The sequence below is a fragment of the Streptomyces sp. NPDC051322 genome (assembly GCF_040689485.1).
GTDB lineage: Bacteria > Actinomycetota > Actinomycetes > Streptomycetales > Streptomycetaceae > Streptomyces.
Genome location: NZ_JBFBAK010000010.1, coordinates 211,642 through 226,085 on the forward strand (window position 1 = coordinate 211,642; position 14,444 = coordinate 226,085).

Here is a 14,444-nt window from a genome sequence, read left to right on the forward strand (position 1 = left end):
GAGCCCCTCCTCGCGCCAGCGAGGGAATGGGCACTTCAGCAATGGTCTGAACGGGTCCGGGGAGAGCCGGCCGGATCAGGCGATCCGGCCGGCCAACCCGTCAGACCTCTTCGACGCTGCTCGGCTCGCGCCGGGACAGGTCGATACCGAGCTCTTCCGCTGCACGGAAGACGTCCTCGTCCGTGTCGCGCATCTCGATGGACATACCGTCCGAGGACAGCACCTCCACGTTGAGGCAGAGCGACTGCATTTCCTTGATGAGCACCTTGAAGGACTCGGGAATGCCCGGCTCGGGGATGTTCTCGCCCTTGACGATGGCCTCGTACACCTTCACGCGGCCGGTCACGTCGTCGGACTTGATGGTCAACAGCTCCTGGAGTGCGTAAGCGGCGCCGTACGCCTCCAGCGCCCACACCTCCATCTCACCGAATCGCTGCCCACCGAACTGGGCCTTACCACCCAGCGGCTGCTGGGTGATCATCGAGTACGGACCGGTCGACCGTGCGTGCAGCTTGTCGTCGACCAGGTGGTGGAGCTTGAGGATGTACATGTACCCGACCGAGATCGGGTCCGGGAACGGCTCACCGGAGCGGCCGTCGAACATCCGCGCCTTGCCGGACGGGAGGACCATGCGGTCACCGTCGCGGTTGGGGATGGTGGACTCGAAGAGACCGGAGATCTCGTCCTCGCGGGCACCGTCGAAGACCGGGGTCGCGACGTTGGTACCGGGGGCGACATCGTCGGCGCCGATGGACTTGAGGCGCTCCATCCACTCCTCGTTGCCCTCGACCTTCCAGCCCTGGCTGGCGAGCCAGCCGAGGTGGATCTCCAGGACCTGTCCCGGGTTCATCCGGGACGGGACACCCAGCGGGTTGAGGATGATGTCGACCGGGGTGCCGTCCTCCAGGAACGGCATGTCCTCGATCGGAAGGATCTTCGAGATGACGCCCTTGTTGCCGTGCCGGCCGGCGAGCTTGTCACCATCGGTGATCTTGCGCTTCTGCGCCACGTAGACGCGAACCAGCTGGTTCACGCCCGGCGGCAGCTCGTCGCCCTCTTCGCGGTCGAAGACGCGGACGCCGATGACCTTGCCGATCTCGCCGTGCGGCACCTTCAGCGAGGTGTCGCGCACTTCGCGCGCCTTCTCACCGAAGATCGCACGGAGCAGACGCTCCTCCGGGGTCAGCTCGGTCTCGCCCTTGGGCGTGACCTTGCCGACCAGCACGTCGCCGGCGACGACGTCGGCACCGATACGGATGATGCCGCGCTCGTCGAGGTCGGCGAGGACCTCCTCGGAGACGTTCGGGATGTCCCGGGTGATCTCCTCGGGGCCGAGCTTGGTGTCACGGGCGTCGACCTCGTGCTCCTCGATGTGGATCGAGGAGAGGACGTCGTCCTGCACGAGGCGCTGCGACAGGATGATCGCGTCCTCGTAGTTGTGACCCTCCCACGGCATGAACGCGACCAGCAGGTTCTTACCGAGGGCCATCTCGCCGTCCTCGGTGGCGGGACCGTCGGCGAGCACCTGGTTCTCGATGACCCGGTCGCCCTCGTTGACGACGACCTTCTGGTTGACCGAGGTGCCCTGGTTCGAGCGGGAGAACTTGGCGATGCGGTACGTCGAGTACGTGCCGTCGTCGTTGGCGATGGTGATGTAGTCCGCGGATACCTCCTGGACCACACCGTCCTTCTCCGCCTTGAGCACGTCACCGGCGTCGACCGCACAGCGGTACTCCATGCCGGTGCCGACCAGCGGCGCCTCGGACTGGATCAGCGGCACGGCCTGACGCATCATGTTCGCGCCCATCAGGGCACGGTTGGCGTCGTCGTGCTCGAGGAACGGGATCATGGCGGTCGCGACCGACACCATCTGGCGCGGCGAGACATCCATGTAGTCGACGTCGTCGCCGGGGATGTAGTCGACCTCTCCGCCACGACGGCGGACCAGGACGCGCGGCTCCTGGAACCGCATGTCCTCGTTGAGCGTGGCGTTGGCCTGGGCGATGACGAAGCGGTCTTCCTCGTCAGCGGTCAGGTAGTCGACGTCGTCGGTGACCTGGCCCTCGACGACCTTGCGGTACGGCGTCTCGATGAAGCCGAACGCGTTGACCCGGCCGTAGGAGGCCAGCGAGCCGATCAGGCCGATGTTCGGGCCTTCCGGCGTCTCGATCGGGCACATGCGGCCGTAGTGCGACGGGTGCACGTCACGGACCTCGAAGCCGGCCCGCTCACGGGAGAGACCACCGGGGCCGAGGGCGTTGAGACGACGCTTGTGCGTCAGGCCCGACAGCGGGTTGTTCTGGTCCATGAACTGGGACAGCTGGCTGGTACCGAAGAACTCCTTGATGGAGGCGACGACCGGCCGGATGTTGATCAGGGTCTGCGGCGTGATCGCCTCGACGTCCTGGGTGGTCATGCGCTCGCGCACGACGCGCTCCATACGGGCGAGACCCGTACGGACCTGGTTCTGGATCAGCTCGCCGACGTTACGGATACGACGGTTGCCGAAGTGGTCGATGTCATCGGTCTCGACCATGATCGAGCGACCGGACTCGCCGACCGTCTCGGTCTCCCCGGCGTGCAGCTTGACCAGGTACTTGATGGTCGCGATGATGTCGTCGCTGGTGAGCACACCGGCGTCGAGCGGCTCTTCCGCGCCGAGCTTCTTGTTCACCTTGTAGCGGCCGACCTTGGCGAGGTCGTAACGCTTCGGGTTGAAGTAGAGGTTCTCGAGCAGCGTCTGAGCGGCTTCACGCGTGGGCGGCTCGCCCGGGCGCAGCTTGCGGTAGATGTCGAGCAGTGCGTCGTCCTGGCCCTGGGTGTGGTCCTTCTCCAGGGTGGCGCGCATCGACTCGTACTCGCCGAACTCCTCGAGGATCTGCTCGGTGGTCCAGCCGAGAGCCTTCAGGAGGACGGTGACGGACTGCTTGCGCTTGCGGTCGATGCGGACACCGACCATGTCGCGCTTGTCGATCTCCATCTCCAGCCAGGCACCCCGGGACGGGATGATCTTGGCGGAGAAGATGTCCTTGTCGGACGTCTTGTCGATGGAGGAGTCGAAGTAGACACCCGGCGAGCGCACCAGCTGGGACACCACGACACGCTCGGTGCCGTTGATGACGAAGGTGCCCTTGTTCGTCATGAGCGGGAAGTCGCCCATGAAGACCGTCTGGGACTTGATCTCGCCGGTCTCGTTGTTGGTGAACTCGGCGGTGACGAAGAGCGGCGCCGCGTACGTGAAGTCGCGGTCCTTGCACTCGTCGATCGAATTCTTCGGGGGCTCGAAACGGTGATCGCGGAACGTCAGCGACATCGACCCGGAGAAGTCCTCGATCGGCGAGATCTCTTCGAAGATCTCTTCCAGACCGGACTTGGTGGGGACGTCCTGTCCACTCTCGAGAGCGGCCTCGACGCGACCCTTCCAAGCGGGGTTCCCGAGCAGCCAGTCAAAGCTCTCGGTCTGCAGCGCAAGGAGGTTCGGAACCTCGAGGGGCTCCCTGATTTTTGCAAAGGAGATGCGCAGCGGGGCGGTGCTGGCGGCGTTGTTCGTATTGGAGGTCGAGGCGTTGCGCGAGGCGGCCAAGAGGGGGTCCTTCCGAGGGCTCGGACTCACTACGCGCGTACCGGTCCCAAGCCGGCAGAGAGACAGGCGTCCCGGGTCGGGGACGTCGGTCTCGATGCTTGAAGCGAGGGCATGCCCCTGGTGACGGGCAGGAGGCAGCTAACAGGCAGCGCAAAGGGACAGTGTAGCCAGAAGGCTCACTGATGTCCAGAGCGGGTTTTTTGGGACCCTCATTCTTCTTCTCAACACCTGCGGCAAAGCTTCCCTCTTCGTCGCCGATCCATGCCTCGGATACGGATCGAAGTGACGACGCGTCCTGAGAATTGCGCGCTCCGTGCCGTTCGTCAAGGCCCCCACTCGGTGGGGACCGCCCGCGGAGGGGCTGCGGGAGCACGAGAAGCCGCCAGGTCCGGCGCACAACGAAGATCACCCTACTCGCCACAACGGCAAGAGCAAGGCAGCCGTCAGGGGCGTCACCCTACGCCGAAGGGCGACCACCCGGATGGGTGATCGCCCTTCGTGATGACGTCGTACACCGTGCGGCGCGCGTCGTACGCCCTACGGCGTACTCAGCACGCCCTGCGGCGCACTCGGAGAGTCAGCAGACTCTCAGGGTCACTTGACCTCGACGGAGGCGCCGGCGCCCTTGAGGGACTCGGCAGCCTTCTCGGCGGCGTCCTTGGCGACCTTCTCGAGGACGGGCTTCGGGGCGCCGTCCACGAGGTCCTTGGCCTCCTTGAGACCCAGCGAGGTCAGCTCACGCACGACCTTGATGACCTGGATCTTCTTGTCGCCGGCACCGGTGAGGATGACGTCGAACTCGTCCTGCTCAGCAGCGGCCTCGGCGGGGGCGGCAGCGCCACCCTGCGCGGCAACGGCGACCGGGGCGGCAGCCTTGACGTCGAACTTCTCCTCGAAGGCCTTGACGAACTCGGAGAGCTCGATGAGGGTCAGGGTCTCGAACTGCTCGAGCAGCTCGTCCTGGGACAGCTTCGCCATGATGGCGTCCTTCCACTTTTTCGGCAGGTGCCGGGTGTATATGACGGCGGGCGTACGGGCCCGCTGTGACGCGAAACCGAATTACTCGGAGTCGGCCTCGGCGGGAGCCGGCGTACCGGCACCGCCCTGCTCGACCTTGGCGCGAAGGGCGTCCGCGGTGCGGACGAACTCCGACAGCGGGGCCTGGAAAGTCGCCGCGGCCTTGGCCATCGACGCCTTGATTCCACCGGCCACCTTGGCGAGCAGAACCTCGCGGGACTCGAGGTCCGCAAGCTTCTTGAACTCATCGGCGGACAGCGCCTTACCATCAAGGACACCGCCCTTGATGATGAGGTTGGGGTTCTCCTTGGCGAAGTCACGAAGACCCTTCGCCGACTCCACCGGGTCACCGGTGACGAAGGCAACCGCCGTCGGACCCGTGAACAGGTCGTCCAGCGTGTTGATCCCGGCCTCGTTGGCCGCGATCTTGGTCAGCGTGTTCTTCACCACGGCGTACTGGGCGTTCTCACCGAGCGAACGGCGCAGCTGCTTGAGCTGGGCCACGGTGAGACCCCGGTACTCGGTCAGCACAGCGGCGTTCGAGCTGCGGAACTGGTCCGTCAGCTCGGCTACCGCGGCAGCCTTGTCGGGCCTTGCCATAGAGCGTCGGCCTCCTTCCGGGTGATGAGGACCGCTCAGAAGGGGCTGGGTACAACGAAAACGCCCCGGCACAGGTGCACGGGGCGTGAGCTCGACCGGACAGAGTCCGGGAGCACTTCCACGAATCACCTGCGCAGGTCGCCCGCACCCAGCGGATCCTTCGGCCACCACGCCCCCTTACGAGAGCGCAGCAACGACCAGCGGTCTTTGGCTTCGTCGAGAGATTACGCGAACGGGGGCGCGGCAGGCAAATCGCCGCTGCGCCCCCCGACCCGGTGCGCCCGATCCGGTGCGCCCGATCCGGCGTTCCCGATCCGGCTCAGGCCGAGCCCGAGCCCTCCATCATCTGCGCCAGGTCCATCGTCTCGGCGGCCGGCGGGGTCCGCACCGTCACCGGCTTGTTGATGTTCACGAACTTGATCATCATGTCGAGGGGGCCCTTGGCCGCGGTGCCCCGGGTCCGGAACTGCTTGGTGTGGTCGCTGCCGTCGATCCACATGTCCATGGTGAGCTTGGTCAGGCCCATGTCCTGGTACGCCTTGATCGTCCGCTCGGCGCGCTTCTTGGCGTCCGCGCCCTTTCCGGCCGACTCCTTGCGCAGCGCGTCCAAGGTCACCGTGCCGCTGTAGTGCGTGGTGCTGACCCCGTCCACCGTCTCGTTACCGACCTTCTTCAGGTCCTTGGAGGCGGTCAGCGACGTGGACTCGTCCGCCGGATTGCCGCTCGCCTGCGAGCCGAGCCCGGCGAGCGGGTCCTGGCCGCCCTTGGCGCCCTCGCCGAGCGCACTGGTCGGAAACTTGATCCACTTCTTGCCGCCGGACTGGGCGGCCAGCGACGCACCACCGATGTACAGCCCGCTGCCGGTGAGACGGATCTCCATGTCACCGTTCTCCTGCGGATCGGCCGCCCCCGACGTCTTCGTCAGCATCCGCATCGCGAGCGGCTTCATGCTCATCGACGCATCGGCGTCGACCGTGCCGCTGCCGGGAATGCTGCCGTGCATCGTGTAGGTGAGCGAGGTGATCTTCCGGCTGTTGTCCGCGGCCTGCCGCACGGCGGCGAGCGGGCTCACCTCGACCGGCTTCTGCGCCGTCGTGCTGGACGCCGCGGGTTTCCCGGCGTGGTCACTGCTGCCGCCGCCCGAGCAGGCCGCCGTACCGCACAGCAGCACGCCGGTCACTACGGCCGCTGCGGCGTTTCGGTGCTTCGTGTTCATGATCCCCCCACAGGTGAACAGAAAATCCTCAATTCCGGTGACCCTACCGCCTGTCCAAAAAACGCCGGGCCCCGCGCCTCCGAGGAGGTGCGGGGCCCGGCTCAACACGCGCGCGAACCGCGGCTGCCTGCCGATCCTGGGATCAGACGGCGGCCGGGTCCTCCTCGACCAGGAGGTTGCGGGTGCGGTTGGCGTCCAGCGGGATGCCGGGGCCCATCGTGGTGGCCATCGTGGCCTTCTTGATGTAGCGGCCCTTGGCGGCCGACGGCTTCAGACGGAGGACTTCCTCCAGCGCCGCGGCGTAGTTCTCGACCAGCTTCGTCTCGTCGAAGGAAACCTTGCCGATGATGAAGTGCAGGTTCGAGTGCTTGTCGACGCGGAACTCGATCTTGCCGCCCTTGATGTCCGTGACAGCCTTCGTCACGTCGGGCGTGACCGTTCCGGTCTTCGGGTTGGGCATCAGACCACGCGGACCGAGCACGCGGCCGAGACGGCCGACCTTGCCCATGAGGTCCGGGGTGGCGACGACGGCGTCGAAGTCGAGGCGGCCCTTGGCGACCTCGTCGATGAGCTCGTCGGCGCCGACGATGTCGGCGCCCGCGGCCTCCGCGGCCGCAGCACGGTCACCGGTCGCGAAGACCAGGACCCGGGCGGTCTTGCCGGTGCCGTGCGGCAGGTTCACGGTGCCACGGACCATCTGGTCGGCCTTGCGCGGGTCCACACCCAGACGCATGGCGACCTCGACGGTGCCGTCGAACTTGGTCGTGGTGGTGTCCTTGGCGAGACGGACGGCTTCGAGCGGGGCGTACAGCTTGTCCGCGTCGACCTTGGCGTCCGCAGCGCGGAGAGTCTTGCTGCGCTTCACTTCTGCTCCTAGATGTGGAGTGGGAGTCGTGGTCCGGGCCTGCGCCGGCCCTGCCACTGTGGTGCTGGTGCTGGTACTGCGGGGCTCGATCAGCCCTCGACCGTGATGCCCATGGAACGGGCGGTGCCAGCGATGATCTTCGACGCGGAGTCGAGGTCGTTGGCGTTCAGGTCGGGGAGCTTGGTCGTGGCGATCTCGCGGACCTGCTCGGCCGTCAGCTTGGCGACCTTGGTCTTGTGCGGCTCGCCGGAGCCCTTCTCGACACCAGCGGCCTTGAGGATCAGCTTGGCGGCCGGCGGAGTCTTGGTGATGAAGGTGAAGGAACGGTCCTCGTAGACCGTGATCTCCACCGGCACGACCATGCCGCGCTGCGACTCGGTCGCGGCGTTGTAGGCCTTGCAGAACTCCATGATGTTGACGCCGTGCTGACCCAGCGCGGGACCGACCGGCGGAGCCGGGTTGGCCGCGCCGGCCTTGATCTGGAGCTTGATAAGCCCCGTGACCTTCTTCTTCTTGGGAGGCATGTGCTCTCTCCGGGTCCTAGTGAGAGTGTTTCGCCACTCGTCCGGTCATCCGGACGGAGGCATACCGCACAACGATAACGGGTATAGCTGCGCGACCAAAAACCGAGCAGGTCAGAAAGGCTGGGACAGCCGTTCTGACCTGCTCGGAAGGTTTGTGAAAGCGGTCAGTTCTTCTGGATCTGATCGAAGCTCAGCTCGACCGGGGTCTCCCGGCCGAAGATCTCGACGAGGCCCTTGACCTTCTTGGAGTCGGCGTTGATCTCGTTGATCGTCGCCTGCAGCGTTGCGAACGGGCCGTCGGTGACGGTGACCGAGTCGCCGACCTCGAAGTCCAGCACCTGGACCTCGACCTTGCGGGCCGGCACCGGCTTGCCCTCGGCCTCGGCCGCCTCGCGGGCCGCCTTCTCCTCGGCCTCGGGGGCGAGCATCTTGACGATCTCGTCCAGGGTCAGCGGGTACGGGTCGTACGCGTTGCCGACGAAGCCGGTGACGCCGGGGGTGTTGCGGACCACGCCCCAGGACTCGTTGGTGAGGTCCATACGGACCAGGACGTAGCCGGGAAGCTTGTTCTGGCGGACGTTCTTGCGCTCGCCGTTCTTGATCTGGACGATCTCTTCCTCGGGCACTTCGGCCTGGTAGATGAACTCCTCGACGTTCAGCGAGACGGCGCGCTGCTCCAGGTTGGCCTTCACGCGCTTCTCGTAGCCGGCGTACGTGTGGATGACGTACCACTCGCCGGGCAGTCCGCGGAGCTCCTGGCGCAGGGCCTCGACCGGGTCGACCGGGGGCACGTCCGCTGCCTCGGCGGGCTCCTCGTCGGTGGACTCGTCATCGGCCGACGCGTCCGCGGCGTCCTCGGCGGTCTCCGCCTCGGTGGGCGCTGCGGCCTCTTCGGTCGCCTCGCCGGCCGCGGCTTCGGCAGTTTCGGCCTGGTCCGGCTCCACAGCGTCCGCCGCCTCGACGATGTCGGGCCGGTCCTCTGCAGACTCGAAGCTTTCGCCCGGCTCGACGGCCTCGTTCAGATTCGGGTCAGACACGGTGGCTGCTTCTTCCTGGATCAAATGGGGTGGAACATGCGAAAGGGGCGCCGCTCAGGGCGCCCTTCGCGGATCAGCCAAAGACGTACTTGGCGGCTTCATTGAAACCATAGTCAATCAGCATCACGATGCCGATCATGATCACGACGAAGACGATGACCACGGAGGTGTAGGTCGACAGCTGGTTACGCGTCGGCCAGACGACCTTGCGCAGCTCGGCGACAATCTGGCGGTAGAAAAGAGCGAGTCGGGCCATAGGACCCTTCTTGCCACGCTTTCCGCCCTTGCGCGCCTTCTTCGACTCCGGCGCTTCATCCTGCGCATCAGGCACGTCGATGGAGCCGACGGCGTCCGTCACGATCTCTCACCTGATTCCCGGGTCGTGGCCGTGCCGCGCCCGGTGGAGCCGCACGGCGGTGCATTACGTACGTACATGCGCACACAGCCTGGCGAAGGTGTGTGTAGCAGGGCCGGAGGGACTTGAACCCCCAACCGCTGGTTTTGGAGACCAGTGCTCTACCAATTGAGCTACGACCCTTTGTGTTTTCCCCAACCTACCGCATCCGACCGAGCGCACCGAGTGCGTAGGACGGGACGGCTGGTGTGGGCCAACGACCAGTGAGTGTACGTGGTCGGGCGCCCGACGTCGAACAGCTAACCCCGGTCCGCTCGCTGGGCCATCGGTGACCGTCCGATTTCCGTTCGGTGTCCGCTCCTCGAAACCTGTGTGCCGAGTGGCTCCGAGGTCTGGGACGATGGCCGTATGAGCGCTGCAACTCCTCCGACCGAGCGCAGGGTCTCCGCCCGCATCGGTGCTATCTCCGAGTCCGCGACCCTTGCCGTCGACGCCAAGGCGAAGGCCCTCAAGGCCGCCGGCCGTCCGGTGATCGGCTTCGGTGCCGGTGAGCCCGACTTCCCGACGCCCGGCTACATCGTCGAGGCCGCGATCGAGGCCTGCCGCAACCCGAAGTACCACCGCTACACCCCGGCCGGCGGGCTCCCCGAGCTGAAGGCCGCCATCGCCGCGAAGACGCTGCGCGACTCCGGATACGAGGTCGACGCCTCCCAGGTGCTGGTCACCAACGGCGGCAAGCAGGCCATCTACCAGGCGTTCGCCGCGATTCTCGACCCGGGCGACGAGGTCATCGTGCCGGCCCCCTACTGGACCACCTACCCCGAGTCGATCCGACTGGCGGGCGGCGTTCCGGTCGAGGTCGTCGCCGACGAGAGCACCGGCTACCGGGTCTCCGTGGAGCAGCTCGAAGCAGCCCGTACGGAGAAGACGAAGGTCGTCCTCTTCGTCTCGCCGTCCAACCCGACCGGCGCCGTCTACAACGAGGCCGACACCGAGGCGATCGGCCGCTGGGCCGTCGAGCACGGGCTGTGGGTGCTGACCGACGAGATCTACGAGCACCTCGTCTACGGCTCCACCGAGTTCACCTCGCTGCCGGCGATCGTGCCCGAGCTGCGCGACAGGTGCATCGTGGTCAACGGCGTCGCCAAGACGTACGCCATGACCGGCTGGCGAGTCGGGTGGATCATCGGCCCGAAGGACGTCGTGAAGGCCGCGACCAACCTCCAGTCGCACGCCACATCCAACGTCGCCAACGTCTCGCAGGCCGCCGCGCTCGCCGCCGTCTCCGGGGACCTGGACGCGGTCGCCGAGATGCGCTCCGCGTTCGACCGGCGGCGCAGGACCATCGTGCGGATGCTCAACGAGATCGACGGCGTGGTCTGCCCCGAGCCCGAGGGCGCGTTCTACGTGTACCCGTCGGTGAAGGCGCTGCTCGGCAAGCAGATCCGCGGCAAGCGCCCGCAGACCTCCGTGGAGCTGGCCGCACTGATCCTGGACGAGGTCGAGGTGGCCGTGGTGCCCGGCGAGGCCTTCGGCACCCCCGGTTATCTGCGTCTCTCCTACGCGCTCGGTGACGAGGACCTGGCCGAGGGCGTCTCCCGGATGCAGAAGCTGCTGGGCGAGGCCACCGCCTGACCTACGCCCCTTGATGCGCCAGACGGGCCCCCGGCTGCTGCCGGGGGCCCGTCTCATGGGGTCTCACCGTTCGGGAAAATGTTCGCAGCCGTACTCATAGGGGGAAAGCGGCTACCGGACCACCGGGTACGTGCGGCAGGATCTTGGGATGGAGCACGTACGCGACATCCGGCTGCTGCCGAAGGCCCATCTGCATCTGCACTTCACCGGTTCGATGCGGCCGGCCACCCTGCTGGAACTGGCCGACCGGCACGGCGTGCACCTGCCCGAGGCACTGACCGGCGGCGAACCTCCCCCAGGCCCGAGGGGCCTGGGGGGTGCCCCCATTCGGCTCCGCGCCACCGACGAGCGGGGCTGGTTCCGTTTCCAGCGGCTCTACGACATCGCCCGCTCCTGCCTGCGCACCCCCGAGGACATCCAGCGGCTGGTGCGCGAGGCGGCCGAGGAGGACGTCCGGGACGGCTCCGGCTGGCTGGAGATACAGGTCGACCCCACTTCGTACGCACCGCTGCTCGGTGGGCTGATCCCGGCGCTGGAGATCATCCTGGACGCGGTGCACGCCGCCTCCCGGGAGACCGGGCTCGGCATGCGTGTCGTGGTCGCGGCGAACCGGATGAAGCACCCGCTCGATGCCCGGACCCTGGCCCGTCTCGCGGTGCGGTACACGGACGCGGGCGTGGTGGGCTTCGGCCTCTCCAACGACGAGCGCCGGGGCATGGCCCGCGACTTCGACCGGGCCTTCGCCATCGCCCGCGACGGCGGCCTGCTCGCCGCACCGCACGGCGGGGAGCTCAGCGGGCCGTCCTCGGTCCGGGACTGCCTGGACGACCTGCACGCCGCCCGCATCGGGCACGGCGTACGAGCGGCCGAGGACCCCCGGCTGCTGCGGCGGCTCGCCGAGCGCGGGGTGACCTGCGAGGTCTGCCCCGCGTCCAATGTGGCGCTCGGCGTCTACGAGAAGCCCGAGGACGTACCCCTGCGACGTCTGTACGAGGCGGGGGTGCCGATGGCGCTCGGAGCCGACGACCCGCTGCTCTTCGGATCGCGGCTCGCCGACCAGTACGAGCTGGCGCGCGCCCAGGGGTTCACCGACGCGGAACTCGCCGAGCTGGCCAGGCAGTCGGTACGCGGATCGGCCGCACCCGCCGACGTACAGCGGAAGTTGCTGGCCGGCGTCGACGACTGGCTCAGCGGCTGATCCCGCGCAGCACGGCGCGGGCGATCGACACGGCGAACTCGTCGAGGGACTGCGGGGGTTCGCCTTCCTCGGTCATGTCGTAGGCGAAGGCCCGCTGGGAACAGGCGCCCAGGAGCAGCGAGGCCGCCGCGTAGGTGTCGGCCTCGGCATCGATGCGTCCGGCCAGCCGTTCGGCACCGAGGTAGGCGTCCACGCCCCTGATGGGCAGGTGCGGTCCGGCGCCTATCAGGCGCATGGCCGCCTCGTGGCGCTTCTTGAGTCCGGGGTCGGCGTAGAGCGAGGCGGCGATCGGGAAGCTCTGCTGATAGAAGAGCGCCGCCGTGCGGGCGATCGCGGTGAGATTCGCCTCGACGCTCTGTTGCTGAGGATCGCGGGTCAGACCGCGCACCAGCGGGGTCAGCTCCGGCAGCCGCTCGTGCAGCACGGCCACGAACAGCTCCTCCTTGCCGGTGAAGTGCTTGTAGAGCGCCGCCTCCGAGCACCCTGCCGCCTTGGCGATCGCCTTCGTCGTGGTGTGCACCAGTCCGACGGTGAGCATCAGATCGTGCGCGGCGTCGAGGATCCGGACGCGGGTCGGCTTCTGCTCCATGCGTGCTCCAATCAAGCTTGACGAAGGGGTGAGTGTCCGCTCACTCTAGTGGTGAGTGAATACTCACCCACCCCTTCGCTCCTGGAGTGTGCGCGATGGAACTCACCGTATTCGGTGCCACCGGCGGTATCGGACAGCAGATCGTCCAGCAGGCACTGGACGCCGGCCACCGGGTGACGGCGGTGGTACGCGATCCGGCCCGGCTGACGGTGACCGGCGCGGGGCTGACCGTCGTCCGGTCCCGGCTCACCGACCCCGAGGACGCGGAACCGCTGCGCGCCGCGGTGGCCGGCCGGGACGCGGTGCTCTCCGGTCTCGGCGCGCGCTCCGTCAAGGACGCGGGCATCGCCGCCGTGCTCACCAGGCCGGTGCTGCGGGCCATGGAGGCGGCGGGTGTGCGCCGGCTGCTGGTGGTCAGTGCGGCCCCGCTCGCGCCGGACACCGGACAGGCCTCACTGCTGGACCGAGTGGCGCTGGGCGCGATCGGCGTCGTTCTCAAGAAGGTCTACACGGACCTGCGGGTGATGGAGGACGAGATCGCCCACAGCGCCACCGACTGGACATCGGTCCGCCCACCGAAGCTGACCGACAAGCCGCTGACCGGCACCTACCGGACCGTCATCGGCGGCAACCCGCGCGGCGGCCGATCCATCTCCCGCGCCGACGTGGCCCACGCCATGCTGGCGATGATCGACGACCCTGCGACCGTCCGGCAGGGGGTGGGGGTGGCCTATTGAGCCCACCGCCACCAGTTGTTCAGCGCCCGCCTACAGCTTCACGCCCACGGTCACCGGCTCGTTGACGAGCGTCACGCCGAACGCCCGGTGCACCCCCGCGACCACCTCGCGGGCGAGCGCCAGCAGGTCCTCGGTGGTGGCGCCGCCGCGGTTGGTGAGGGCCAGCGTGTGCTTGGTCGAGATCCGGGCGGGACCGGTGCCGTATCCCTTGGTGAAGCCGGCCTTGTCGATCAGCCAGGCCGCCGAGGTCTTCGTGTGGCCCTCCCCCGCCGGGAAGGCGGGCGGAGCGGCGTCCGGGCCGAGACGGTCCCGCACCCGGGCGCGGAAGGCGGCGAACCGGCGGTCGTCCAGGATCGGGTTGGTGAAGAACGAGCCCGCCGACCAGGTGTCGTGGTCCTCCGGGTCCAGCACCATGCCCTTGCCCGCGCGCAGCTTCAGTACGGTCTCCCGGACGGTCGCCGCCGGCACCCGGTCCCCCGCCTCGACCCCGAGGACGCGCGCCGTCTCCGGGTATTTGACCGGGGCGGAGAGGCCCCCGGCGTCCTCCAGCTCGAACCGGACCCTCAGCACGACGTAGCGGTCGGGCTCGGCCTTGAAGCGGCTGTGCCGGTAGGCGAACCCGCATGCGGTACCCGCCAGGGTCACCGTCCGGCCGGCGGTGCGGTCGTAGGCGACGACCTCGGTGATGGTGGAGGAGACCTCCTGGCCGTATGCGCCGACGTTCTGGATCGGGGTGGCGCCCGCCGAACCGGGGATCCCGGCCAGACACTCGATGCCCGCGAGTCCCGCCTCGACCGTACGCGCCACCGCGTCCGTCCACACCTCGCCGGCCGCCAGCTCCAGCGCCGTGCCGGACAGCTCGAAGCCCCGGGTGGCGATCCGCAGCGCGGTGCCCGCGAAGCCCCGGTCGCCGATGACCAGATTGGATCCGCCGCCGATCACCAGCAGCGGGGTGCCGCTCGCGTCGGCCGCGCGGACGGCTTCGATCACCTCGGCGTCGCTCTCCGCGGTGATCAGCCGGGTCGCGGGGCCGCCGAGCCGGAAGGTGGTCAGGGGGGCGAGGGGGGCTTCGTGGAGTTCCTGCACGG

The 14,444-nt window shown here is 67.9% G+C and carries 13 protein-coding genes and 1 tRNA gene; 3 read left to right on the plus strand and 11 right to left on the minus strand.

Features of this window, described 5'->3' with window-relative positions; genetic code table 11:
- Positions 1-100: 100 nt before the first annotated feature.
- The 9 genes from rpoB to AB0436_RS23805 form a co-directional block, all read right to left on the minus strand.
- Entirely contained in the window at positions 101-3,583 is a 3,483-nt protein-coding gene (rpoB, locus tag AB0436_RS23765; protein WP_366469933.1) for a DNA-directed RNA polymerase subunit beta, read from the minus strand.
- 594 nt (positions 3,584-4,177) lie between these two features.
- Positions 4,178-4,561 carry a 50S ribosomal protein L7/L12 gene (gene rplL / locus AB0436_RS23770; RefSeq protein WP_366469934.1) on the minus strand — a complete coding sequence of 128 codons (384 nt, stop codon included), beginning with the start codon at positions 4,559-4,561 and terminating at the stop codon, positions 4,178-4,180.
- 81 nt (positions 4,562-4,642) lie between these two features.
- Positions 4,643-5,200: a 50S ribosomal protein L10 gene (gene rplJ, locus AB0436_RS23775; RefSeq protein ID WP_365851792.1), complete on the minus strand. Its 558-nt coding sequence runs from the start codon at positions 5,198-5,200 to the stop codon at positions 4,643-4,645.
- 319 nt (positions 5,201-5,519) lie between these two features.
- Complete coding sequence (locus tag AB0436_RS23780) at positions 5,520-6,416, minus strand: DUF1396 domain-containing protein (protein WP_366469935.1); 897 nt, start codon at positions 6,414-6,416, stop codon at positions 5,520-5,522.
- A gap of 142 nt (positions 6,417-6,558) precedes the next feature.
- Complete coding sequence (gene rplA, locus AB0436_RS23785; RefSeq protein ID WP_365851794.1) at positions 6,559-7,281, minus strand: 50S ribosomal protein L1; 723 nt, start codon at positions 7,279-7,281, stop codon at positions 6,559-6,561.
- Positions 7,282-7,370: 89 nt separating this feature from the next.
- The gene (gene rplK / locus AB0436_RS23790; protein ID WP_365851795.1) at positions 7,371-7,805 is read right to left on the minus strand and encodes a 50S ribosomal protein L11; all 435 of its coding nucleotides are present in this window, start codon (positions 7,803-7,805) and stop codon (positions 7,371-7,373) included.
- 164 nt (positions 7,806-7,969) lie between these two features.
- A complete protein-coding gene (gene nusG / locus AB0436_RS23795; RefSeq protein WP_366469936.1) occupies positions 7,970-8,842 on the minus strand; it encodes a transcription termination/antitermination protein NusG in 873 nt (290 codons plus the stop codon).
- 73 nt (positions 8,843-8,915) lie between these two features.
- A complete protein-coding gene (gene secE, locus AB0436_RS23800) occupies positions 8,916-9,200 on the minus strand; it encodes a preprotein translocase subunit SecE (protein ID WP_365851797.1) in 285 nt (94 codons plus the stop codon).
- 107 nt (positions 9,201-9,307) lie between these two features.
- Positions 9,308-9,380 (minus strand) — tRNA-Trp (locus AB0436_RS23805).
- A 225-nt stretch (positions 9,381-9,605) separates the two neighbouring features.
- Between AB0436_RS23805 and AB0436_RS23810 the strand changes: the two genes are divergently transcribed.
- A complete protein-coding gene (locus AB0436_RS23810) occupies positions 9,606-10,832 on the plus strand; it encodes a pyridoxal phosphate-dependent aminotransferase (RefSeq protein WP_366469937.1) in 1,227 nt (408 codons plus the stop codon).
- 148 nt (positions 10,833-10,980) lie between these two features.
- Entirely contained in the window at positions 10,981-12,030 is a 1,050-nt protein-coding gene (locus tag AB0436_RS23815; RefSeq protein WP_366469938.1) for an adenosine deaminase, read from the plus strand.
- Here the strand turns inward: AB0436_RS23815 and AB0436_RS23820 are convergent.
- Positions 12,020-12,619 (minus strand): TetR/AcrR family transcriptional regulator, encoded by a 600-nt coding sequence (locus AB0436_RS23820; RefSeq protein WP_366469939.1) that lies wholly within the window; start codon positions 12,617-12,619, stop codon positions 12,020-12,022. The two genes, AB0436_RS23815 and AB0436_RS23820, sit on opposite strands and share 11 nt — an antisense overlap.
- Before the next feature lie 95 nt (positions 12,620-12,714).
- Between AB0436_RS23820 and AB0436_RS23825 the strand changes: the two genes are divergently transcribed.
- Positions 12,715-13,356, plus strand: a complete 642-nt coding sequence (locus tag AB0436_RS23825) for an NAD(P)H-binding protein (protein ID WP_366469940.1) — start codon at positions 12,715-12,717, stop codon at positions 13,354-13,356.
- A gap of 30 nt (positions 13,357-13,386) precedes the next feature.
- Here the strand turns inward: AB0436_RS23825 and AB0436_RS23830 are convergent, their stop codons facing one another.
- Positions 13,387-14,442: a UDP-N-acetylmuramate dehydrogenase gene (locus AB0436_RS23830; RefSeq protein ID WP_366469941.1), complete on the minus strand. Its 1,056-nt coding sequence runs from the start codon at positions 14,440-14,442 to the stop codon at positions 13,387-13,389.
- Positions 14,443-14,444 lie beyond the last annotated feature (2 nt).